This is a genomic window from Nonomuraea sp. NPDC004186, from assembly GCF_053603495.1.
In genome coordinates this window covers 1-22,023 of record NZ_JBSGFQ010000144.1, presented here as the reverse complement: position 1 = coordinate 22,023, position 22,023 = coordinate 1, and the positions used below count along the sequence as shown (strand labels likewise).

General features: G+C 72.4%; 17 protein-coding genes. 11 read left to right on the top strand and 6 right to left on the bottom strand.

Annotated elements, in window-relative coordinates; all coding sequences use genetic code 11:
• Nucleotides 1–7: 7 nt before the first annotated feature.
• Together rph and ACWEPL_RS57185 are read right to left on the bottom strand one after the other, a co-directional pair.
• Nucleotides 8–2,662 carry a rifamycin-inactivating phosphotransferase gene (rph, locus tag ACWEPL_RS57190; RefSeq protein ID WP_452441618.1) on the bottom strand — a complete coding sequence of 885 codons (2,655 nt, stop codon included), beginning with the start codon at nucleotides 2,660–2,662 and terminating at the stop codon, nucleotides 8–10.
• 31 nt (nucleotides 2,663–2,693) lie between these two features.
• Nucleotides 2,694–3,446 (bottom strand): TioE family transcriptional regulator, encoded by a 753-nt coding sequence (locus ACWEPL_RS57185; RefSeq protein WP_452441617.1) that lies wholly within the window; start codon nucleotides 3,444–3,446, stop codon nucleotides 2,694–2,696.
• Nucleotides 3,447–3,488: 42 nt separating this feature from the next.
• Here ACWEPL_RS57185 and ACWEPL_RS57180 point away from each other — a divergent pair, with 42 nt between their 5' ends.
• The gene (locus ACWEPL_RS57180) at nucleotides 3,489–4,694 is read left to right on the top strand and encodes an erythromycin esterase family protein (protein WP_452441616.1); all 1,206 of its coding nucleotides are present in this window, start codon (nucleotides 3,489–3,491) and stop codon (nucleotides 4,692–4,694) included.
• 19 nt (nucleotides 4,695–4,713) lie between these two features.
• Here ACWEPL_RS57180 and ACWEPL_RS57175 read toward each other — a convergent pair whose 3' ends face one another.
• The 3 genes from ACWEPL_RS57175 to ACWEPL_RS57165 are packed head-to-tail and all read right to left on the bottom strand — an operon-like array spanning nucleotide 4,714 to nucleotide 8,148.
• Nucleotides 4,714–5,856 carry an NAD(P)/FAD-dependent oxidoreductase gene (locus ACWEPL_RS57175; protein WP_452441615.1) on the bottom strand — a complete coding sequence of 381 codons (1,143 nt, stop codon included), beginning with the start codon at nucleotides 5,854–5,856 and terminating at the stop codon, nucleotides 4,714–4,716.
• Nucleotides 5,857–5,908: 52 nt separating this feature from the next.
• Nucleotides 5,909–7,021, bottom strand: coding sequence for an ABC transporter substrate-binding protein (locus ACWEPL_RS57170; protein ID WP_452441614.1), 1,113 nt, complete (start codon nucleotides 7,019–7,021; stop codon nucleotides 5,909–5,911).
• Nucleotides 7,018–8,148 (bottom strand): ROK family protein, encoded by a 1,131-nt coding sequence (locus ACWEPL_RS57165; RefSeq protein WP_452441613.1) that lies wholly within the window; start codon nucleotides 8,146–8,148, stop codon nucleotides 7,018–7,020. The genes ACWEPL_RS57170 and ACWEPL_RS57165 overlap by 4 nt, the downstream gene beginning before the upstream one ends.
• Before the next feature lie 103 nt (nucleotides 8,149–8,251).
• Here ACWEPL_RS57165 and ACWEPL_RS57160 point away from each other — a divergent pair, with 103 nt between their 5' ends.
• The 7 genes from ACWEPL_RS57160 (at nucleotide 8,252) to ACWEPL_RS57130 (ending at nucleotide 16,882) form a co-directional block, all read left to right on the top strand.
• Nucleotides 8,252–9,520 carry an ABC transporter substrate-binding protein gene (locus ACWEPL_RS57160; protein ID WP_452441612.1) on the top strand — a complete coding sequence of 423 codons (1,269 nt, stop codon included), beginning with the start codon at nucleotides 8,252–8,254 and terminating at the stop codon, nucleotides 9,518–9,520.
• A complete protein-coding gene (locus ACWEPL_RS57155; RefSeq protein ID WP_363980094.1) occupies nucleotides 9,521–10,420 on the top strand; it encodes a carbohydrate ABC transporter permease in 900 nt (299 codons plus the stop codon).
• Nucleotides 10,417–11,232: a carbohydrate ABC transporter permease gene (locus ACWEPL_RS57150; protein ID WP_431924246.1), complete on the top strand. Its 816-nt coding sequence runs from the start codon at nucleotides 10,417–10,419 to the stop codon at nucleotides 11,230–11,232. Before ACWEPL_RS57155 ends, ACWEPL_RS57150 begins: the two co-directional genes overlap by 4 nt.
• The gene (locus ACWEPL_RS57145) at nucleotides 11,229–12,530 is read left to right on the top strand and encodes a Gfo/Idh/MocA family protein (protein WP_452441611.1); all 1,302 of its coding nucleotides are present in this window, start codon (nucleotides 11,229–11,231) and stop codon (nucleotides 12,528–12,530) included. Before ACWEPL_RS57150 ends, ACWEPL_RS57145 begins: the two co-directional genes overlap by 4 nt.
• The gene (locus ACWEPL_RS57140) at nucleotides 12,527–15,298 is read left to right on the top strand and encodes a glycosyl hydrolase family 95 catalytic domain-containing protein (RefSeq protein WP_452441610.1); all 2,772 of its coding nucleotides are present in this window, start codon (nucleotides 12,527–12,529) and stop codon (nucleotides 15,296–15,298) included. The genes ACWEPL_RS57145 and ACWEPL_RS57140 overlap by 4 nt, the downstream gene beginning before the upstream one ends.
• A gap of 154 nt (nucleotides 15,299–15,452) precedes the next feature.
• Entirely contained in the window at nucleotides 15,453–16,130 is a 678-nt protein-coding gene (locus ACWEPL_RS57135) for a carboxylesterase family protein (RefSeq protein ID WP_452441609.1), read from the top strand.
• Nucleotides 16,130–16,882 carry a helix-turn-helix domain-containing protein gene (locus ACWEPL_RS57130; protein WP_452441608.1) on the top strand — a complete coding sequence of 251 codons (753 nt, stop codon included), beginning with the start codon at nucleotides 16,130–16,132 and terminating at the stop codon, nucleotides 16,880–16,882. Before ACWEPL_RS57135 ends, ACWEPL_RS57130 begins: the two co-directional genes overlap by 1 nt.
• A 126-nt stretch (nucleotides 16,883–17,008) precedes the next feature.
• On the opposite strand, the gene ACWEPL_RS57125 is transcribed toward ACWEPL_RS57130, so the two are convergent.
• A complete protein-coding gene (locus ACWEPL_RS57125; RefSeq protein ID WP_363980078.1) occupies nucleotides 17,009–18,007 on the bottom strand; it encodes an ArsR/SmtB family transcription factor in 999 nt (332 codons plus the stop codon).
• Between the two features lie 96 nt (nucleotides 18,008–18,103).
• Between ACWEPL_RS57125 and ACWEPL_RS57120 the strand changes: the two genes are divergently transcribed.
• The 3 genes from ACWEPL_RS57120 to ACWEPL_RS57110 all read left to right on the top strand — a co-directional run.
• Entirely contained in the window at nucleotides 18,104–19,672 is a 1,569-nt protein-coding gene (locus ACWEPL_RS57120; protein WP_452441607.1) for a serine/threonine-protein kinase, read from the top strand.
• Nucleotide 19,673: 1 nt separating this feature from the next.
• Nucleotides 19,674–21,440, top strand: coding sequence for a protein kinase domain-containing protein (locus ACWEPL_RS57115; RefSeq protein ID WP_452441606.1), 1,767 nt, complete (start codon nucleotides 19,674–19,676; stop codon nucleotides 21,438–21,440).
• A partial coding sequence (locus ACWEPL_RS57110; RefSeq protein ID WP_452441605.1) for a serine/threonine-protein kinase occupies nucleotides 21,437–22,023 on the top strand: 587 nt, incomplete at its 3' end. The genes ACWEPL_RS57115 and ACWEPL_RS57110, both read left to right, overlap by 4 nt.

Below are 22,023 nucleotides of genomic sequence, written 5' to 3'. Positions count from 1 at the left end.
ACCGGGGTCAGAGCAGTTCGACGTAGCCCTCGGTGCCGTTGACGCGGATGAGCCGGCCGTCCTCGATGCGCCGGGTGGCGTTCTCCACGCCGACGACCGCGGGCAGGCCGTACTCCCTGGCGACCACGGCGCCGTGGGTCATCACCCCGCCGACCTCCATCACGACGCCCTTGACCGAGACGAACAGCGGCGACCAGCTCGGGTCGGTGTAGACGGTGACGAGGATGTCGCCCTCCTCGACGTCCGACTCGTCCATGCTCAGCACGATGCGGGCGCGCCCCTCGACGACGCCCGACGACACGGCGATGCCCGCCAGCGCGCCTTCGGGCAGGGCGCCGGTGTCGTACTCGCCGGAGATCACCTCGCCCTCGGAGGTGATGACGCGCGGCGGCGTCAGCTTCCGGTCCTCCTCGAACGCCTCCCGCCGCCCGTCGACGAGCGCGGGGTCGATCCTCCCGCTCCGCACGACCTCCCTGAACTCCTCCAGCGACAGGAAGTACACGTCCTGCGGCTCCCTGATCACCCCGCGGGCGACGAGCTCGGCGGCCTCGGCCAGCAGCGCCCGCTTGTACAGCTCGTAGCGCTGGAGCAGGGCGTGCTTGGAGTACTCGCGGTAGCCGATGAAGTGGCGGATGAGGCTCATCTGCCGGGCCGCCTTCTTCGCCTTCCGCTCGCCGCCCGGCAGCGCCCTGAGGCGTTCCAGCAGGCCGGCGATGGTGCTCTCGGCCTCGGCGCGGCCGCGTTCGACCTTGCGGGCGCGCTCGCCGGGCGCGAAGTTGCGGACGTTGCTCAGCAGGAGCGGGACGAGCTGGGTGGGGTCCTCGCTCCACCGGGTCCGGGTGATGTCGATGTCGCCCGAGCAGTGCATCCCGTACGTGCGCAGGTAGCCCTCAAGGGCGCGGCGGGCCTCGGGACCGCCCTCCAGGCCGTCGAGCCCGGTGAGGAGCGTGTCCCGGCCGGCGCGTTCGAGGTGCTCGACCACCGCCGGGTACGGGCGGACGGCGTCCGCGACGTCCAGCAGGTCGAGGCCCATGGCGGCCACCACGTTGTGGTCGGCGGACTGGGCGATGGCGTCGGCGGCGTTCTGCACGCCGAGCCAGGCCTTCATGCGCTTGTTGACCCAGTTCACCGCCTGGATGCCGACGAAGGCCGCCGCCACGCTGCGCGGATCGAACGTGAGCCGGGCCAGCACGTCGTGGTCGTCCAGGATGTACGCGAACAGCTCGTCCCCCGACTTGCCCGCGATGCCGCGGCGCAGCTCCTCGACGGTCCGCTCGTTCTCGGCGATCAGCTCGGGCACGGCCTCGGTGTCGTCCTTGCCGGACATCTTCAGATATTGGCGGGCCATCGGCAGCAGCCCGCCCTCGCCGAAGTCCAGCATCGAGGTCTTGCCGTGGGCCAGGTCGCGCACGAAGTCCTTCCTGGTCAGGACCTGGCGCAGGGCGTTGGCCATGAGGACGTCCACCTGGCCGAGGCTCTTGAGCGTGACCGCGCGCGCCCACGACGAGGACAGCTCGGGTGAGACGTCCTTGTAGAACCGGCTGCCGGACACCGTCCCCGCCGAGCGGCCCAGCCGGTCGTGCAGGAGCGCGAACAGCGACAGGCCCAGGGGCTTGAAGGCGTCGGTCATCATCTGGCGGTGGCCGTACGACATGAAGACGTGGTTCTTGCCGTCGGCCGTCCCGGGCACCGGGTAGAGGGTGGTGATCGGGCGGCTCTGCAGGATCTGGAACTCGCCGCCGGCCAGGCCCCACTCGATGTCCTGCGGGCGGCCGAAGTGGCTCTCGATGCGGCGGCCGAGGCGTTCGAGGCGGAGGATCTGCTCGTCACTCAGGGTCTGCACGTGCCGGCGCGCGGGCTCGATCTCCCGCTCCTCCGTGCCGCCGTCCGGGGACGGGCGCAGCTCGATGTCCTGGGTGACGACGTTGCGCGCGGTGATCTCGCCCGCGCGTACGCGGTAGTTGTCGGCGTTCGCCACGCCCGACACGAACGCCTCCCCGAGGCCGAACCCGGCGTCGATCGAGACCACCTTCCGGTTGCACGTCACCGGGTCGGCGGTGAACATGATGCCCGCCGCCTCGGGGAAGACCATCTGCTGCACGACCACGGACACGCGCACCGCGCGGTGCTCGAAGCCGCTCTTGATCCGGTACGCCACCGCCCGGTCGGTGAACAGCGACGCCCAGCAGCGCCGCACGCTCGCGAGCACCGCAGGGGCTCCCCTGACGTTCAGGTACGTGTCCTGCTGCCCGGCGAACGAGCTGGACGGCAGGTCCTCGGCGGTGGCGCTGGAGCGCACCGCGCAGGGCACGTCGCCGAGCTCCCCGAGGCGGCGCAGGATGTCGTCCTCGATCTCGGCCGGTACGGGCAGCGTCTCGACGGCCTCCCGCAGGCGGGCGGACGCCTCGGCGATCCCGGCACGGTCGTCCGCGCGCAGCCCGGAGAGCCTGTCGATCAGCGCGGCGATCGTCGCGTCCGACTCGACGACCGCGCGGTAGGCCTCGGTGGTGACGCAGAAGCCCGGCGGCACCCGCACCCCCTCGACGGCGGACAGCTCGCCGAGGTTGGCCCCCTTGCCGCCGACCAGGGGGAGAAGCGTCTTGTCGATGTCGTGGAAGCCGAGCACGTAGGCACCCATGGCGTGTTCCCGTCTGCCTGTCATGGCCAATTAGGATACAGAGCTGCCCTGTATCTTAATCCTCCGCGACCGCAGCGGGACCTCCGGGGTGACCCAGGTACGCGTCGAGCCCGGCGGCGCCGGTCAGCATGGCGCGGCCACGGGCCGTCAGCCGGGTCCGCCAGTCGCGCAGGGTCGCCTCCAGGGGCGCGATCCCCCCGGCGGAGCGCACCTGGGCGAGCAGCGGGGCGATCTGCTCGAGCAGGTAGCCGCCGCGTCTGAGCTGGTGGGCCAGCCGGGCGTCGCGCACGTCGGCGGCCGTGTAGACGCGGTAGCCGGTTTGAGGGTCGCGGCTCGGGTTGACCAGCCCGGCGCGCTCCCACTTGCGCAGCGTCGCGGGCCTGATGCCGAGCCTCCTGGCCAGCGGGCCGATGAAGGTGACGCCGCCGGGCCCGGGCCGCTCCACCGGCGCCGGCGTTCCGGGCCTCTCCTCCACCGTCAGGTCGCGCAGCGCCCGCTCCACGGCCTGCAGCGTCCGGCGGTCGTCGAGCAGTTGCGCGTGGCTCTCGTCGATGAGCCGCAGGGCCTCCTCGACCGCGCCTCCGTTCACCTCCCGCATGATCGAGGTGGCCGTCTGGTGGCCGTGGCCGGGGATGAGGGCGAGGAAGGCGCGCAGGGCCTCCCGGTGGACGGGGGTATAGGTGCGGTAGCCGTGGGGAGTGCGCGCGGCCGGCGGGAGGATGCCCGCCTCTTCGTAGTTGCGGATCGCCTGCGTGGACAGGCCGTGCTCGCGCGCCAGATCCACGGGCCGGAGTCGCTCGCGGGGCATGGGCAAAGTTTACACAGAAGGTTCAACGATACGGTTGAAGGCATGGAATCCGCGATCCTTGACTCCGGCTGGCCCTTCGAGGGCGCCGCGATCACGAAGCTGCTCAGGTCGTTCCCGGCCCCGCCGCGCCTGCTCGGCCTCGGCGAGCCCACGCACGGCGAGGAGGCGTTCCTCCGGCAGCGCAACGAGGCCTTCCGCCACCTCGTGGAGCACGAGGGTCATCGGTCGATCGCGATCGAGAGCGACTGCCTCGCGGCGCTGGTCGTGGACGCGTACGTCACGGAGGGTGTGGGGACGCTCGACGACGTCATGCGGCGCGGCTTCAGTCACGGGCTCGGCGGCTCGGCCGCCGACCGGGAGCTCGTGAGCTGGATGCGGGAGCACAACCGGCACCGGCCCGCGGCCGAGCGGATCCGCTTCTTCGGCTTCGACGGGCCGCTCGAGCTGGCCGGGCCCGGCAGCCCCCGTCCGGCCCTCGCCGGGCTGCACGGCTATCTCGCCGCCCACCTCGACGTGCCGTCCTTCGACGCCGTCGACCGGCTGCTCGGCGCCGACTCCCGGTGGACGAACCCCGCCGCCACCATGGACCCCGCGCAGTCCGTCGGCCGCTCGCCCGACGCCGTCGAGCTGCGCCTCATGGCGGACGACCTCGTGGCCCTGCTCACGGCGGAGTCACCGCGCCTGATCGCCGCGACCTCGCGGGAGGCGTGGTGGCGGGCCTGCCTGTTCGGGCGTACGGCCACGGGCCTGCTCCGCTACCACGCGGGGATGGCGGACACGTCGCCGGCCAGGGTCATGCGCCTCATGGGGCTGCGGGACACGATGATGGCCGAGAACCTCCTGGCGATCGCACTCCGCTACGGCCCGGCGCTGGTTTACGCCCACAACCGGCACCTCCAGCGGGACAGGAGCGTCTGGCAGACGGCGGGCTGGCAGGGCGGCGACCTGCTGCTGGAGTGGTGGAGCGCCGGCTCGATCGTCGCGGCGCAGCTGGGCGACGCGTACGCCTTCATCGCCTCGACCATGGGCGGCGCGGCGACCCCGCCGGACACCCTGGAAGGCGTCCTGCACGCCGCCCTGCCGCACGGCGGTTACCTCATCGCCTCCGAACGCCTGGCCGGGGCGCTGGAGGGCATCGAGCTGGCTCCCCAGACCGACACGAGCTCCGGCTACTTCGCCCTGGACCCCGGCCAGGTGCACACGACCGACGGCATCCTCTTCCTCAAGAACATCCCGCCGGCCGGGTGACCACGCCTTTCCGGGGACCCTACTGCTGTCCCGGCCGCCGTGCCGGGGCAGGGGCGGGCCCGGCGGTGCCGTCGGCGAAGCGGGACGGCCGGAACGGCGCCAGCAGCGGCGACTCCTCGCCGTACACTTCCCCCGCCACCTCCCCCATGAGCAGCGGCGCCAGCGTGACCCCGCTGTGCGTGGCCACCGTGTACACGCGCCGCTCCGCGTCCGCGAAACCCGCCACCGTGAGCCCGTCCCCCGGCATCGCCCGCCGGCCGACCACCGCCCGCTCCACCGTGGCCCCATCCACGGCCCGCAGCACGCGCGCCATCAGGGCCAGGATCGAGTCCTGGACGTCGCCGGGCACCGGGACCGCCGGGTCCGCCCGCCCGTCCAGCGGCAGCGACTGCAGCAGCAGCCGCCCGCCCCCGTCCGGCCGCAGGTTGAGCCCGTCGGAGTGGAGCACGCGGGACAGGCGGGCGGGCACGGGGGTCGTGGTGACGAGGAAACCGTTGGTGATCGCGCCGGACACCGCCGGGTCGAGCATGGGCACCTCGGCCCCGGCCAGCGCCGCCACCCCCTGCGTCCAGCGACCGGCGCAGGTGACCACCACGTCGCCGTCGAAGGCCCGCCCGTCGGCCGCCGTCACCGTGACGCCCGACGACGAGGTCTCGATCGCGGTCACCTCGGCCCCGCACGCGAGCGCGGCCCCGGCGTCGCGGGCCTCGCCGAGCAGGCTCCCGAGCAGGCGCAGCGGGTGCACGTGCGCCTCCTCGGGGAAGAACACGTACTCGGTGCCGGGAGGCGGAGGCACCAGGTCGGGCTCCAGGGTCAAGGCGCGCGCGGCGGTGATCCGCTCGACCGGGTAGCCCATGCCGGCCAGCCGCTGTACGCGGGCCTCCAGGCGTTCCTTGTGCTCGTCGGAGACCGCGCACTCGAGGTTGCCCGTGGGGAAGAACCAGTCGCCGGAGAGCCGGTGGTGCGCCCGGACGGCGGCGTGGTTGAGGTCGAAGTACTCCTTGGGCGTCTTGTCGTTGGCATTGACCCACGCCAGGGACGTGGAGGTCGTACCGGATCCCGGAGTACGCGCCTCCAGGACGGTGACCTGCGCGCCGCGCCGGGTGAGTCCCGCCGCGACCGCCGCTCCGACCACCCCCGCACCGATGACGACGATTCGCACGCTGACTCCTTCCGCTTCCGCTCAGAGGTCGATTGTGACCGTCTGTACTCTCTCAGCCGGCGTGAAGGACCCGAAAGCGATCCGGTTCCGCCGGATCTCGATCAACGACCTGGACCGGCGTCCAGGCCCATTGCCAGACGCTGATGCCCGGCGTGCGGGAGAACCGGATCTGCCCGCGGGTGCCTTCGACCGCGACGCGCGGCCAGGATCCGGCGGTGCGCGCCCGGTCCGCGCCGTACGTACGCAGCATCTCGGCCAGGACCGTGATGGTGTCGTAGCCCTCGAAGGCGACGAAGGAGGGCACTTCGGCCAGCCGCTCGCGCAGGGCCGTCTCGACTCGCGTACCGAGTGGGCCGAGGCGCTCGGGCAGGTAGCGCAGGAACGGGATCGCGGCGCCGTCGCCGCCCAGCGACCTCGCCCATCCGGCGAACTCCGGTTGCCCTGCCGGAGCACCGATCATGATCCCGGCGAGGCGCCGGTCGCGGCGGACGGACTTGACGATCGGCACCGCCGGCTCCGGGTGGCCGACCAGAAGAAGGAGGGCGGTCGCGCGATTGCCGGCGAGTTCGTCGCACACGGCCGCGGGGGTGAGCGCGCGCATGTCGAGCTCGATGACGGTGCCGCCGCGTGGAGCGAGGTGGTCCCGCAGGATGCGGGTCCCGGATGCCCAGTAGACGCTCGGGTCGGCTGCTACGGCGATGCGGCTGTGGCCGGCGCCGAGGAGGAAGTCCGCGTAGATCTGCCAGCCGTGGGACTGCGCCGGGGCCAGGCGCGCGACCCATCGCGTCGGCTGTTCGGTGAGGGCGTCGAGAACCGCCGACGAGCAGAGGAACGGCAGGCCGAGGGCGTCGGCCCGGGCGGCGGCGGCGCGCGCGACGACGCTGTGATACTCCCCCGCCAAGGCGGCCACGCCCAGGCTGGCGAGTTCGTCCACGGACGCCGCGGCCTTCTGCGGATCAGCCGCGGTGTCTCGGACCACCAGCTCGAGCGGTCTTCCGGCGATCCCGCCGGCGTCGTTGACCTCGCGAACGGCCAGCTCGAGTCCGGCGAGCAAGTGCCGGCCCGCCTCGACCCAGCCCGGCCGGGTCAGCGGAACGAGAGCGCCGATCTGGACGGGTGAACCGTCGGCCCGCTCCGCTCCAGGTGACGATGGGCCGCTGGTCATGCGGGGCCCACGCCGAACATCGCGTGCTCGGCGTGGTCGAGCGCCAGCCGTACCGCCCCGAGCGCGACGGACTCGCCGCCCAGCTCCGAGCTCTCCACGCGTACGGGGAACAGGCAGAGCTCGGCGAGTTCCTCGCGCAGGGGCGCGGCCAGCAGCTCACCCGCGCCCGACAGGCCGCCGCCCAGGACGACCAGTTCCGGGTCCATCGTGAGCACGGCGGCGCCGACGCCCTTGGCCAGGTCGCGGGCGAAGGCGCGGACGATGGCCGCGGCCTCCGCGTCGCCCTCCCGCACGGCCTCGAACACCCGCTTGGCCGCCTCCCCGGAGGGGGCGTCCCCGCCGTAGGCGAGGAATCGGTCGAACGCGGTGTACCACCCGAAGGCGCGCATGACGCCGATCTCCCCCGCCGCGCCGTTGCGGCCCGCGTGCAGCTTGCCTCCGATGAGCAGGCCCGCCGCGACGCTGCGCCCGGCCAGCAGGCAGATCACGTCCTTCGCCCCGACGGCGGCGCCGCACCAGTGCTCGGCCAGCGCGGCCAGGTTGGTGTCGTTGCCCACCAGGACCGGGCCGTCCGCGAGGCCGTCGAGCGCGGCGGGCAGGTCGACGCCCGCCCAGCCGGGCAGCCGGTCGCTGATCAGTATCCGGCCGTCGGCGGGGTCGACCACGCCCGTCGTGGCCACTCCCAGCGCGCGTACCTGGCCGGGCTCGACGCCGACCGCGCGGAGCGTCCTGCGCACCACCGACCTGGCCGCGGCGATCCTGTCGGCGGTGCCGGTCTCGGGGGTGACGACCGTGCGCCTGCGGTCGACGATGCGCCCCTTGAGGTCGGCGGTGAGCGCCAGGACCTTGTGCGGGCCGATGTCGACGCCGACGACGTGGCCGGCCTCCGCGCGGAAGCGGTAGCGCTTGGCCGGCCGGCCGACCGGGCGCGGATCCCCGACCTTGATGCCGACCTCCTCGACGAGCTCGTCGAGCCCGGCGATGACGTCCTCGACGGTCGCCCGGGAGATGGAGGTGGTCTTCACGAGCTGCGTCAGGGTCAGCTCGTCCGCGGCGTGCAGCGTGCGCAGCACGGCGGCGGCGTTGAGGCGGCGCAGGAGCGCCGGATCCTGTCCGGTCAAGGTCACGATCCGATGGTAGGGCATTGCGAATTATTTGAGGAACTACTAAAAATAAGACCCACCCGCGGCGCGGTGCCGCCGGTCGGCCACCCCCTAGAGAGGACCCCAGGTGAACAAGGCCATCGTGCTGGCCACCGCTGCCCTGACACTCGCCGCGTGCGCGCCGGCAGGGTCACAGCAGCCAGTGGCGAACGGCAAGAAGGAGATCTCCTTCCTGGTGTTCGAGACGCCCAACCTGACGCCGGAGTACTGGGACGCGGCCATCAAGCGCGTCACCGACAAGCACCCCGACATCGCGGTGAGGAAGCTCGTGGCGCCGAGCGCGGGCGAGCGCAACGCCTACGCCAAGCAGCTGCTCGCCTCGGGTCAGCTGCCCGACGTCATGCAGGCCATCGCGCCCAGCGGGCTCGCGGAGAGCGGCAACCTGTACGCCTGGAGCGAGGAGGAGCTGAAGAACTACGCCCACCCGCGCTCCAACCCGCTGGGCGGCAAGATCTACCAGCTCCCCTACAACTCCCAGCCGACCCCGCTGGTCTACTACAACAAGAAGCTCTTCGCCGAGGCCGGCGTCGACGCGCCGCCGAAGACCTACGCGGAGCTGCTCGACGTCTCGGCCAAGCTCACGGCCAAGGGAATCAACCCGTTCGTGGTGGGCGGCGGCGGCAAGGACGCGTTCGCGGCCGGCTACATCTGGATCGCGCTCGTCGGCGCCGACGTCTACGCGCGGCAGCCGGACTTCCTGGTCAAGCGGCGCGCCGGACAGGTCAGGTTCGGCGACCCGGCCTTCGTCAAGGCGACCCAGAAGTTCGCCGACCTGGTCGGGAAGGGGTATGTCGACAAGGCCGGGCTGTCGCGCGACTACCCGTCGACCGAGAAGGCGTTCCTGGACGGCAAGGGCGCCATGTACCCGATGGGGTCCTGGTTCGCCGCCGCAGCCGACACAGGCAAGCCGCCGTTCGAGATCGGCGTCTTCGCCTGGCCCACCGACGACGGCCAGGTGGTGGTGCCCTCGTACACGGGCGGCGGCCCCATCGTGAACGCCAGATCCAAGAACCTCGAGGCGGCCAGGACGTTCGCGCTGGAGTTCAATCAGGACGCCGCCAACAACGACGTGCTCGTCAGGAGCGACGCGGCCATCATCGCGATCAACGGCTATCAGCCGCCGCCGATGGGCCCGGTCTACAACGCCACGCTCGAGGTGTTCAAGGCGGGCAGAGCGGTCAACGCCTTCACGGTCGAGACCGGCGACGACTCGCTGCTGCCGGGCGTGGGCGACAAGGTGTTCGCGCTGGCCCAGGAGATCATCGCGGGCAAGACCGACGGCGCCGCGGCGGCGAAGGCGCTGGACGCGGAATGGGTCAAGGCGGGCGGCCGGTAGATGTTCCTCGACAAGCGGGCCGCCGCGCGCACCGCGGCCGTCCCCTGGCAGCGGCTGACGTACCTGCTGAGCTTCGTCGCCCCGGGCGTGCTGGTCTACGCCTGCTTCGTGCTCGCGCCCATCCTGCTCAGCTTCGGCTACAGCCTCACCGACGCCAGCCTGTTCGCCACGCGGACGCGCTTCGTCGGGCCGGACAACTACCTGCGCCTGCTGGCCGACCCGTCCTTCCTGACCTCGTTGAAGGTCACCACGATCCTGACGCTGATCATCGTGATCGTGCCCAACGTGGCCGGCGTCGGCGTGGCCGTGCTGCTCGACCGCGCCGGCTGGCTCTACCGGGCGCTGCGCAGCGTCTTCTTCGTCCCCGTCGTGCTGAGCTCGGTGGTGGTAAGCGTGGTGTGGATGGCCATGCTGCAGGACGAGGGCCTGGTCAACCGGCTGCTCGGGGTCCGCGTCGGCTGGCTGTCGGACCCCGACCTGGCGCTGTACTCCATCGGTTTCATCATCAGCTGGCAGATGCTCGGCTTCTGCTCGGTGGTCTACCTGGCCGCGCTGCAGGGCGTGCCCCAGTCGCTGCACGAGGCGGCGGCCATCGACGGCGCGGGCTCCTGGACGCGCTTCCGCAAGGTCACCTGGCCGCTCCTGGCGCCCGCGCTGACCACGAACACGGTGATGCTGCTGATCACCGGGTTCAAGGCGTACGACCACATCCAGGTGCTGACGGCGGGCGGTCCGGGGCTGGGCACCACGGCGACCGTGGCCTTCGACGTCATCCAGGTCGGCTTCACCGCCAACCGCACGGGCGAGTCCTCGGCGATGGCGATCCTCATGCTCGTGATCGTCGCGACGGTCTCCGCCGTCGCGCTGCGCCTGCTCAACCGCAGGGAGGTGGACCTGTGAGGTGGCTGCGCCCGCTGGTCTCGATCGTGGTGGCCGGCGCGTTCTTCCTGCCGCTCTACCTGGTCGTGGCCAACGTCTTCAAGCACGGGCCGGACATCACCGCCTCCCCGGCGGCGCCGCCGATCCCGCCGACGCTGGACAACCTCACGCAGGCGCTGACGCGCCCCGACCACCTGTTCTGGAACGGGCTGATCAACAGCGTCTCCGTGACCCTGCTGTCGATCGTGATCCTCACGGTCGTGTCGGCCATGCTGGGCCACTACATCTGCCGCACCCCGTCGCGCTTCGCGCGGATCACGCTGCTGGTGCTGCTGGCCGGGCTGATGATCCCGCCGCAGGTGATCCTGGTCCCGGTCACGCAGGTGCTCAACCTGACCGGCCTGATGGGCACGATCAGCGGGCTGGTGCTGTTCAACGTCGGGTACTACGTGCCGTTCGGGGTGTTCGTCTTCTCCGGTTTCATCCGGGCCATACCGGTCGAGCTGGAGCAGGCCGCCTCGATCGACGGGGCGGGCCCGTTCGGCACGTTCTGGCGGGTGGTCTTCCCGCTGCTGCGCCCGGCCACGGCCAGCGTGCTGATCTTCCTGGGCGTGTGGATCTGGAACGACTTCCTCAACCCGCTCATCATCCTCGGCCCGGCCGGCGGCACCACGGTCACCGTGGGCGTCTACCGCGCGCTCGGCCAGTTCCAGCGGGACTACGGCGACATGTTCGGCCTGATGGTGCTGTCGGCCCTGCCCATCCTCATCTTCTACTTCGCGCTGCAGAAGCACTTCGTCAAGGGACTCACCGGGGGAGCGGTCAAAGGATGATCAACTTGAGGGACCACATCGGGGAGGCCCTCGACCGGCCGATCACTCTGGCCGTGGTGGGCGCGGGCGCGCGCGGCACGGCCTACGCCGAGCTGGCCGCGCGCTGGCCGGACCGGGCGCGGGTCGTGGCGGTGGCGGAGCCGCGCGCGGCCGCCCGGCAGGAGTTCGCGGCACGCCACGCGCTCCCGCCCGAGCGGGTCTTCCGCGACTGGAAGGAGCTGGCCGGCCTCGGCAGGATCGCCGACGCGGTGATCGTGGCCACGCTGGACGCCGATCACCTGGCGCCGGCCGAGGTCTTCGCCGAGCAGGGCTACGACATCCTGCTGGAGAAGCCCATCGCCCCCACCGAGGCGGACACGGTGGCCATCGGCGAGGCGGCGGCCCGTACCGGCGCCATGATCGCGATCTGCCACGTCATGCGCTACACCCCCTACACGCGCAGGCTGCGCGAGGTGCTTCCCCGGATCGGCGACGTCGTGAGCGTGGAGCACCTGGAGCCGGTCGGGTGGTACCACTTCGCGCACTCGTTCGTCCGCGGCAACTGGCGGCGCGCGGACGAGGCCACGTTCGCGCTGCTGGCCAAGTCGTGTCACGACATCGACTGGCTGGGCCACGTCGTGGGGCGCAGGGCCGAGCGCGTGTCCTCCTTCGGCGGGCTGCGCCACTTCCGCGCCGACCAGCGGCCTCCGGGCGCCGCCGACCGGTGCCTGGAGTGCCCGATCGAGCCCGGGTGCCCGTACTCGGCCGTGCGGCTCTACCGCGACGGGCTGCGCGACGGCGGCACCAAGCAGTACTTCACCCGGGTCATGACCGGCGGCCCGCTCACCGAGGAGGCGGTCACCGCGGCGCTGGCCGAGGGCCCCTACGGGCGCTGCGTGTACGCCAGCGACAACGACGTGGTGGACCACCAGGTGGTGACCATCGAGTACGAGGGCGGGGTCACCGCGTCGTTCACGATGACCGCCTTCACGCCGCTGGAGAACCGGCACACCAAGCTGTTCGGCACCGCGGGCCAGCTGACCGGCGACGGCCGCTTTATCCGCATTTATGACTTTTTGTCGGAAGAAACGACCATCATCGACACCTCGCTGGACGGCTCCAGCGCGGCGGAAGGCCACGCCGGCGGCGACGCCGCCCTGATCGAGTCGTTCGTCACCGCCCTGCACGAGGGGCGGCCCGAGCTGATCCTGTCCGGAATCCAGGAGAGCGTCGACAGCCACCGCGTGGTCTTCGCCGCCGAACGGGCCCGCCGTACCGCGACCGTACAAACCCTCTTGAACGGAGAGCACCCCCTATGAGGCACCGCGCCCTGCTCGCCCTCGCCGTGCTGACCACCTCGGTGGTCGGCCTCACCCCGGCGCCCGCCCAGGCCGGCGCGTCGGAGTGGCAGGACATCCGCAAGCTCCTGTCGGCCATCGACGACGCCTACACCGCTCCCCCGGCCCTCAACGCCGTGCAGACCGCCCGCTACACCGCCGGCCTGCTCCTGGGCAACGGCGACCTGCACGTCACGTCCGACGCCCGCGACCAGCGGCAGACGTACTACCTGTCCAAGTCCGACTTCTGGCACAGCGGCAACGGGCAGCTGCCGTTCGGCACGATCTCCATCGGCCCCGCGCACGCCGCGGCCACCCCTGCCGCCAAGGACACCCTCGAGTGCACCGCCGCCTGCGTGATCGACGGAGACCCCGAGACCCGCTGGGTGTCGCGGACCGGCGCGAGCGCGTCCGACCCGCAATGGGTCACCGCCGACCTGGGCGGGGTGAAGACGGTCGACCGCTGGGTGGTCAGGCACAACGGCTACCAGGGCAGGGCCGCCAACTTCCAGGCGCTCAACACCCGGAGCTTCGCCCTGCAGAAGAGCGACGACGGCGTCACCTGGACCGATGTGGACACGGTCACGGGCAACACGGCCGAGCTGACCGACCGGACCGTGCCCGCCTTCACCGCCCGCCACGTGCGCCTGCTGGTCACGGGTGCGGTGCGCGACCCCGCCGACCCGAACCAGAAGGCCTTCGTCCGGGACCTGCAGCTGTTCGACGGCCAGAGGAACGTCCTCACCGGCGCACTCGGCGACGACCCGAACTACCGCCAGCGGCAGGACATCCTCAACGGGGAGGTCCGCGGCTCCCAGACGGTTGACGGCCGGGTGCTGAGCACCCGCACCTGGACCGCCGACGGCGAGAACCTGCTGGTCACCGAGCTGTCGATCCCCGACGGCGCGCAGCCGCTGCCGCTCCAGGCCGACCTGACCGTGCCCGCCGGCACGACGGGGGTCGCCGGGGACGGTCAGGTGTGGATCACCCGCACGACCGGCGCGGACGGCGAGAGCGGCTGGGTGTCCAAGGCGGCCGCGTCGGCCAGGGTCATCGGCTCGCGCACCCCGGTCACCGCGAGCACGCCGTCGGGCAACCTCGCCCGCCTCGCCTTCGAGCTGGCCCCCGGCCGGCCCGTGCGGCTGGTCACCACGCTGCACGGCAACGGCGGCTACGCCAACCCCACGCCGCTGAACGACTTCGTCACCGAGGCGGTGGACCGGGTGCACGGCCTCGACGGCCGCGACCTCGACCGGGCCCGGTCCGCGCACCGCGAGTGGTGGAAGCGGTTCTGGCTGAAGTCGTACGTCGACACCGGCGACCCGATCCTCAACAAGTACTACTACGGCGCCCTGTACGCGATGGGCGCCGCCAGCCGCGCGGGCTCGTTCCTGCCCGGCACCTATTCGCCGTGGCGCACCATCGACCAGACCGGCGGCTCCAACCGCTACTGGCTGAACTACAACACCCAGGCCCCGTTCTACGGCGTCTACTCCGCCGACCGGCCCGAGCTGGCCGCCCCCTACTACAAGACGGTGGCGGCCGAGCTTCCCTACCAACGCAACACCACGCATGCCGCCGGGTACAAGGGGCTGACCTTCAGCCGGACCATCTACCCGTACAACCAGACCCGTCCCGCCCCCGCCGAGGTCCCGGTGACCGGCCCCAAGTCGCCGAAGAAGCTCGCCGACCAGAAGACCAACGGGACATTCGCCGCCATCCCGTTCCTGTGGAACTGGGAGTACACCCGGGACGAGGAGTTCCTGCGCACCACGGCCTACCCGTTCCTCAAGGAACTGGGTGAGTTCTGGATGGACTACGTGGTCAAGGGCGACGACGGCAAGTACCACGTCCTGAACAGCGCCGTGAACGAGGGCGGCGACGACGTCGACTCGACCTACGACCTCGGCTACATCCGGCGGACGCTGACCGCGCTGATCGAGTACAGCCGGGTGCTCGGGGTGGACGCGGAGCTGCGGCCGGTCTGGCAGGGCTACCTGGACGACCTGGCGCCGTACCCGACGGCGACCATGGACGGCCTGGACGTCATCCTGCTCGCCACCAAGATCGAGAACCCGATCAAGGGCAACGCGCTGCTCAACAAGAACGACCAGCCCATCAACCTGGAGGGCGTCGTCCACCCGAGCGACAACCTGGCCATCGGCGGCGACCCGGAACAGCTGCGGAAGGTCCGGAACACCCTGGAATGGGTGGATCCGTTCCTGCCGGGATCACGTGGTTCCTCCATCAACGGGTTCCCGAAGACGTTCACCATCGCGGCCCGCGCGGGCTGGGATCCCGAGGACCTCATCGGCAGGTTCACGGCCGTGATCAAGCTTCTGTGGCGGCCGAACCTGACCGTGGCGCAGTCGGGCGGCGGCCTGGAGACCTCGGGCTCGCTCGAAACCGTGAACTCGATGTTCCTGCAGACGTTCGAGGACGTGATCCGGGTCTTCCCGGACTGGCCCGCCGGCCGTGACGGCAAGTTCGTACGGCTGCGCGCCAAGGGCGCGTTCCTGCTCTCCGCCGAGCGGCGGGCCGGGCGCGAGGTCTCGTCCATCACGCTGACCAGCGAGAAGGGCGGACGGGCGACCCTGGCGAGCCCGTGGCGCTCGGGCCGCCCGGTCGTGGTGGACACCGCCACGCACCGGCCCGTGCCGCTCACCTTCGGCCGCGCCGCGAACACCGGCGAGACGACCTTCGCCTTCGACACCCGGCCGGGCCACACCTACACCGCCTCCGCCCGCTGACCACGCCCCCTGCGCGGGCCCGTTCGCGGGCCCGCGCCGTCTCCCGCGACGGAATATTCGTCCAAGACACCCTGGCCCCGCGCTTGTGATGCTCGATCTCGCGTCAGGCACGGCTCCACGTGCGACGGCCGCGGAGCTCCGAGCGACAGGAGAGATGATGACGAACACCGTGGACAGCGCGCCAGGGGTTCAGGTGGCGAGTGGCCGGCTGCGGGGCCGGACGGACCGGGGCGTGGCGGCGTTCCTCGGGATCCCGTACGCCGCCCCGCCCTTCGGGGCGCGCCGCATGCGGCCTCCGGAGCCACCCGCGCGGTGGGAGGGCGAGCGCCGCGCCGCCGATTACGGGCCGACCTGCCCGAAGGGCGACGGCGGCCTGGAGAGCGCGGCAGTGTTCCCGGAGGTCGTGATCCCTGGCGAGGAATGCCTGAACCTCAACGTGTGGACCCCCGATCCCGGGGGATCCGGCCTGCCGGTGCTGGTCTGGATCCACGGCGGCATGTTCACGCAGGGGTCCGGATCCGTCGCCGGCTACCGAGGCACGTCCTTCGCCCGCGACGGGGTCGTGTGCGTCACGATCAACTACCGGCTCGGCGCCGAGGGCTTTCTCCACCTCGATGACGGCACCGCCAACCTGGGACTGCTGGACCAGATCGCCGCGCTCGAGTGGGTCCAGGACAACATCGCCGCGTTCGGCGGTGATCCGGGGCGGGTGACCGTCGCCGGCCAGTCCGCCGGGGCCATGAGCGTCGTCACTCTCATGGCCATGCCCCGTGCCCGAGGACTGTTCCGCCAGGCGGTCGGTCGCGTCCCGGCCGGCTGCCGGGGGTCGTGATGGCAGGGTTCAGCGACCGGGCGAACGAGTTCCGCGACGTCGCGTTGGTCCCGCACCCCGCGGTCACGGTGATCTTCGACCTCGGCGACCAGCCGTTCGTCGTCGAGGACGGCCGTGGCGCGCGGCAGCGAGAACGCGTCGTCGCCGGACTCGCACCCGACGGGGCCCGAGGGCGGGGGATGGCCAGGAGTTCCGAGTGCCTGCAGTTGCGGCTTTCGCCGATGGTCGCGCACGCGGTCCTGAGCGCCTCCTCGGAGCTGGGCGGGACGGTGGTCGCCCTCGATGACCTTTGGGGACGAGACGCCGTACGGATCCAGGAGCGATTGCGTGCCGCCGGGTCGTGGGAGGAGCGATTCGCGATCGCGGAGGCCGCGCTGGCCCGGCGGGAGGAAGCGGGCCGCGCTGTCGACCCGGAAGTCGCCTTCTCCTGGGGGCAGATGGTGGCCACCCGGGGGCGGATCCGGGTCGAACGACTGGTCACCGAGACCGGATGGAGCCGTAAGCGCCTCTGGTCTCGGTTCCGCGCCCAGGTCGGCCTCACCCCCAAGCGGGTCGCCCAGCTCATCCGCTTCGACCACGCGGCCCACTGTCTCGCCGCCGGCCACCGTGCCGCCTCGGTGGCGGCGGAAAGCGGCTACGCCGACCAGTCGCACCTTCACAGAGACGTCGTGGCCTTCGCCGGGATGACGCCGACCGCGGTCGCGCTCTCGCCGTTCCTCGCACTCGACGACGTCGCGTGGCGCCATCGATGAACTCCCGCATGGGCACCTTCCGCAGCGACGCGGCAACCCGGCTGACTCCATCGAGAAGCAAGGCGACGTTCGTCTCGTCGGAAGCGGGGCCTTCGGCGGGGAGGGTCAGCACGTCGAGCAGGACCGCTACTTCGAGGCCGGCGGCACAGGCCCGAGCAGGCCGCTGCCCAGCGGGGTCAGCAGGTTGAGCACGGCGGGGCCCCGGCGCACGCTCCTGATCAGGCCCGCCTCCCGCAGCACCTTCGCGTGCCGGCTGGCCGCAGCCAGCGACACGCCCGCCCGCCGCGCCAGCTCCGTGGTGGTGGCCCCGCCGTCGGCGGCCTGCAGGACGGCGGCGCGGGCGGCGCCGATCAGCGCCTCCACCGAGCCCGGCGTCCGCTCGCCCGGCTGCCACCGGAACGCGGCGTCGATGGGATAGATCAGCACCGGCGGCAGTTCGGGGTCGGCCAGCGAGACCGGCACGCGGCGGCAGAAGAAGGACGGCACCAGCGTCAGCCCCCGGCCGCGCAGGTGCAGGTCGCGGTCCACGCTGTAGTCGACCTCCAGCACCGGCGAGCGCCAGCGCATCATCGGCTTCATGCTGCTCAGCAGGCCCTCCACGCCGGAGTTGAGCAGGCGGCCGGCGCGCCAGGCCCGGTCGGCCTCCACCGCGGGCTGGATGAGGTCGTGGTACGGGGCGATGGCCGCGGCGTGGTAGCCGGCCAGGGCGGCGGCCAGCTCGGCCACGGGCGCGGACGGGCGGTCGGCGAGCGCGCCCAGCCAGGCGGGGATGGGCACGTGCCGGGCGAGCAGCTCCAGCTCGTGGCGGAACCGGCGGCTCGGGGTGGCGCGCAACGCGTCGAGCCCGGCCTGCAGCCCGTCGCGGGCCGCCGCCGGTGTGAGGAAGTCGGGGAAGTACGGCGCCTCGGGCGCCAGCGCGGTCAGCCAGCGCAGGCCGGAGGCCATCCTGGAAAGCCTGGCCGGGCTCTCGCGCAGGGCGCGCTCCCAGGGCCGGAAGGCCGGCGCCTTGTCCTTGTCCTGCAGCCGGAAACTGCTGAGCACGACCTCCCACAACGGGTCCGCGCCCGCGGCCACTGTCGTGCGCGCCACGTCGTCCGCCGTGAAATGAATGCGCAGCAGCCCCACGAACCCTCTTCTCGGACACCGGCGAGCAGCTTGTTTTCACTAGGCTGCAAAGGGTCTGGCCGAGGCATCGTACCAACGACCACCATGTGACCAACGATGATCGACAATCCCCCGGAGTCCCTGTTATCCGAGCGCTACCGGCTGATCCGGGCGCTCGGCCGAGGCGGCATGGGCACCGTCTGGCTCGCCCGTGACGAGACGCTCGACCGCGAGGTCGCGGTCAAGGAGGTGCTGCTCTCGCCCGACATCGCGGCGGAGGAGCGCGCCGAGCTGTGCGAGCGCACGGTGCGGGAGGCGTACGCGGCGGCGCGGCTGAGCCATCCGGGCATCGCCACCGTCCACGACGTGTTCTCCGAGGACGGCCGCCCGTGGATCGTCATGGAGCTGCTGCGCGGGCGCACGCTGCAGGACTCGATCCGCGACGACGGCCCGTGGGCGCCGCAGCGGGTGGCCCGGCTCGGCGCCGACCTGCTGACGGCCCTGTCGGTCGCGCACCGGCAGGGCATCCAGCACCGCGACGTCAAGCCCGGCAACGTGTTCCTGTGCGACGACGGCCGGGCCGTGCTGACGGACTTCGGCATCGCCAGGATCGACGGCCAGGTCACCATCACGCAGTCGGGGCTGCTGATCGGCTCGCCGGGGTTCATCGCGCCGGAGCGGTTGCGGGGCGAGCGCGGCGGGCCGCAGTCGGACCTGTGGTCGCTGGCCGCCACGCTGTACACGGCGGTGGAGGGCACCTCGCCGTTCCACACCGCGTCACCGCTGGCGACGCTGCACCGGGTGCTCACCGAGGATCCGCGGCCGTCCGCGCGGGCGGGTGCGGCGCTGGGGCCGGTGCTGCTGCGCATGTTGTCGCGCGAGGCCGCCGACCGCCCGGACCCCGCGCTGGCGGGCCGGTGGCTGGAGGCCGCCGCCTCCGGTGCACCGGCTCCCATGGACCGTCCCCGGCGTCCGCGCCCGCACCTCGGCAGGGCCGTCCCGGTGGCCGCCGCCGTCGCCGGGCTCGCCGTCGTCGGGACCCTCGCCTGGTACGGCGTCGCCCGCGACACCCCTGACCCGCCGCCGCCCCGCGCGGCCGCCCCGCCCGCGTCCGCCGCCGCTCCCCCGGCCTCAACCCTGCCGTCGAAAGAGCCGGCGAAGGGCAGGTTCACGGTGCCGGTCGACTTCTGCACGCTGCTCACCGGCGCGCAGGTCAAGGAGACGGCGTACGGGCGCGAGCTGAAGCGCGACCACGAGGAGGACGGCTGCGCCTGGACGAAACGGAAGGTCGGGCTCTCCGTCAAGCCCACGAAGGCCCAGAACAAGGACTACTGGGAGGCCCTCCCCGTGGAGGCCCACGAGGAGTTCCTCAACAAGCGGACCATCAACGGCGACGGGTCCAGCGGCGGGGTGTGGCAGTGGGGCGCCGTCGGGATGCAGTGGCCGATCGGCACCACGTCCACTGCCGCCACCCCGGTCGCCGGGGTCGGTGAGGAGGCGTTCCAGTACGACGTCTCCGAGCGGAAGTCGGGGACCATGGTGAGGTCCAACGTCGTGTTCCGGGTCAGCAACATGGTGGTGGAGGTCGAGTACGTCGACTTCGACGGCACGGAGGCGGCGCGGGTGCGCTCGGCCGCGCTGCGGGCCGCCAAGCTCACGGCCGCCGCGCTGAGCAGGCGGGGGTGACATGACGTCGCTCATCGGAGGCAGGTACCGGCTCATCGAGCCCGTCGGCGAGGGCGGCATGGGCGTCGTCTGGCGCGCCCGCGACGAGAGCCTCGGGCGGGAGGTGGCGGTCAAGCGGGTGCGGCTGGCCCCCGGGCTGGACGCCGCGTCGCGGGCCGCCCTGTGCGACCGCGCGCTGGCCGAGGCGAGGACGGCCGCCGCGCTGCGGCATCCCTCGATCGTGGCCGTGCACGACCTGATCGTCGAGGACGGGGATCCGGCGATCGTGATGGAGCTGGTCCACGGGCCGTCCCTGGAGCAGGTCCTCCGCGAGAACGGGCCGCTGCCCGCGCGCCGCGCGGCCGAGATCGGGCTGCGGGTGCTGTCCGCACTGGCGGCCACGCACGCGGCGGGGGTGCTGCATCGGGACGTCAAGCCGGCCAACGTGCTGCTGGCGGGGGACGGGCGCGTGGTGCTGACGGACTTCGGCATCGCCACCCTGGTCGGCGGCCTGCCCGGCACACCGGTCGGCACCCCGGGCTACACGGCTCCCGAATGCCTGCACCCTCCCGGCACAGAGCACGCCGCCAGCACAGGCCACACTCCCAGCACAGGCCACGCTCCCAGCACAGGCCACGCTCCCAGCACAGAGCAGGCTCCCAGTGCGGACCATGCCCGCACCACAGACCACGTCCCCGCCACGGACCACACCCTCATCCAGCCCACAGGCCCGACCGATGGTCACGCCACCGACCGGACCGTGGTTCCACCCACCGACCCGACCGGTGCGGGTCCTGCGGATCGGACCGCCATCCAGCCGACCGGCCCGACGTCGCCACGAGCCGCCGGGCCCGGCTCGGATGCCTGGTCAGGGGCCGCGGGACCGGCCTCGGATCTGTGGTCCCTGGCCGCCACCCTCTACACCGCCGTCGAAGGGCGCGGCCCGTTCGCCAGGGACAGCGCCGTCGCCACGCTGAGCGCCGTCCTCACCGAGCCGCCCGCCCCCTCGGGGAGCGTGCTGTGGCCGGTGCTGGCCGCCGCGCTGGACAAGGATCCACACAAGCGTCCCGGTGCAGAACGGCTCCGGGGCTGGCTGGAGGCGGTCGTGCAGGGGCCGGCCGCTACAGCCGTACTTCCCGAACCGCCGCGGGCCACCCCGCCCGGGGTGCGGCTGCCGGTCGTGCTGGGCGCCCTGGCCGTCGCGGCCCTGGTCGGCGCGGGCGCGGTCGTCGTACCCCAGCTCGGGAGAATTTCCGCGGCGGCCCCCGCGTCCGTCGCCGCCGCACCGTCGGCGACGGACGGGGCGGGGCGGTTCGCCGCCCTGCCGCGCGCGTGCGGCCTCCTCACCCCGGAGCAGGCAGCCAAGGCCGTCCCGAAGGCGTTGATCATGCCGAGGGAGAACGCCGAATGCACCTGGCATCAGAGCCTGGCCAAGGAATCCCGGTCGCTGCGGCTCGAACTGGAGATGCAGGAGCCGACCGGCACCCACGCGGAGATCGCGCTGGCCGCCGACGACTTCGACTCGCGGCGGGACGAGGCCGAACGGAGCAGGAAATACTCCTCCCTGGGCAAGAGCTCCGAGATCACCGACCTCAAGGGGCTCGGCGACGAGGCGATGACGTGGACCGTCACCGACGATCGCCGGCCGCAGACCGAGGTCGCGATCGTCTTCCGGGTGAGCAACCTGGTGGCCAAGCTGACGCTGCGGCGTGAGGTCGCCCAGGACCCCGCCCTGCCCGAGCAGGCGGGTGCCGCGGCCCGTTCGGTCGTCAAGGCGCTGACGCGATGAGGGGCACCGTACTGGCGGGACGCTACACCCTGGTCGAGCCGCTCGGCCCGGGCGGCGGCACCTGGCTGGCCAGGGACGAGGTCCTGCACCGCGACGTGGCGGTCAAGCGGATCCCCCTCACCACCGCCCGGCCGGACTCAGGGACGGGCGAGCGGGAGCGGGTGCTGGCCGAGGCCAGGTTCGCGGCGTCGCTGAGCCATCCCGGGCTCGTCACCGTGCACGACGTCCTCGCCTCCGGCCCTCAGCCCTGGGTCGTCATGGACCTCATCAGGGGCGGTTCGCTCGACCGGGTCACCGCCGCCGAGGGACCGCTGGAGCCGGGCCGGGTCGCGGCGATGGGGCTGCGGCTGCTCGACGCGCTGGCCGTCGTCCACGCGCACGGGCACGTGCACGGCGCGGTCACGCCGGGCAACGTCCTCATCGCCGCGACCGGCGAGACCGTCCTCGCGGGCCTCGGCACCACCAGGCCGGACGCCGCCCCCGCCGTCGATGTGCGCATGCTCGTCACCACCCTCATGTTCGCCCTGGACGGGGGCTCCACGCCCCACCCGGGCAACGCGGCCGCCTCCCCAGCGCTCCTTCC

What these genes read in the sequence shown, in the direction of transcription:
- rph (WP_452441618.1), bottom strand. Translation starts at nt 2,662, where the DNA reads ATGACAGGCAGACGGGAACACGCCATGGGTGCCTACGTGCTCGGCTTC.
- ACWEPL_RS57170 (WP_452441614.1), bottom strand. Translation starts at nt 7,021, where the DNA reads ATGACCAGCGGCCCATCGTCACCTGGAGCGGAGCGGGCCGACGGTTCA.
- ACWEPL_RS57115 (WP_452441606.1), top strand. Translation starts at nt 19,674, where the DNA reads ATGACGTCGCTCATCGGAGGCAGGTACCGGCTCATCGAGCCCGTCGGC.
- ACWEPL_RS57140 (WP_452441610.1), top strand. Translation starts at nt 12,527, where the DNA reads ATGAGGCACCGCGCCCTGCTCGCCCTCGCCGTGCTGACCACCTCGGTG.
- ACWEPL_RS57180 (WP_452441616.1), top strand. Translation starts at nt 3,489, where the DNA reads ATGGAATCCGCGATCCTTGACTCCGGCTGGCCCTTCGAGGGCGCCGCG.
- ACWEPL_RS57155 (WP_363980094.1), top strand. Translation starts at nt 9,521, where the DNA reads ATGTTCCTCGACAAGCGGGCCGCCGCGCGCACCGCGGCCGTCCCCTGG.
- ACWEPL_RS57120 (WP_452441607.1), top strand. Translation starts at nt 18,104, where the DNA reads ATGATCGACAATCCCCCGGAGTCCCTGTTATCCGAGCGCTACCGGCTG.
- ACWEPL_RS57135 (WP_452441609.1), top strand. Translation starts at nt 15,453, where the DNA reads ATGATGACGAACACCGTGGACAGCGCGCCAGGGGTTCAGGTGGCGAGT.
- ACWEPL_RS57130 (WP_452441608.1), top strand. Translation starts at nt 16,130, where the DNA reads ATGGCAGGGTTCAGCGACCGGGCGAACGAGTTCCGCGACGTCGCGTTG.
- ACWEPL_RS57145 (WP_452441611.1), top strand. Translation starts at nt 11,229, where the DNA reads ATGATCAACTTGAGGGACCACATCGGGGAGGCCCTCGACCGGCCGATC.
- ACWEPL_RS57185 (WP_452441617.1), bottom strand. Translation starts at nt 3,446, where the DNA reads ATGCCCCGCGAGCGACTCCGGCCCGTGGATCTGGCGCGCGAGCACGGC.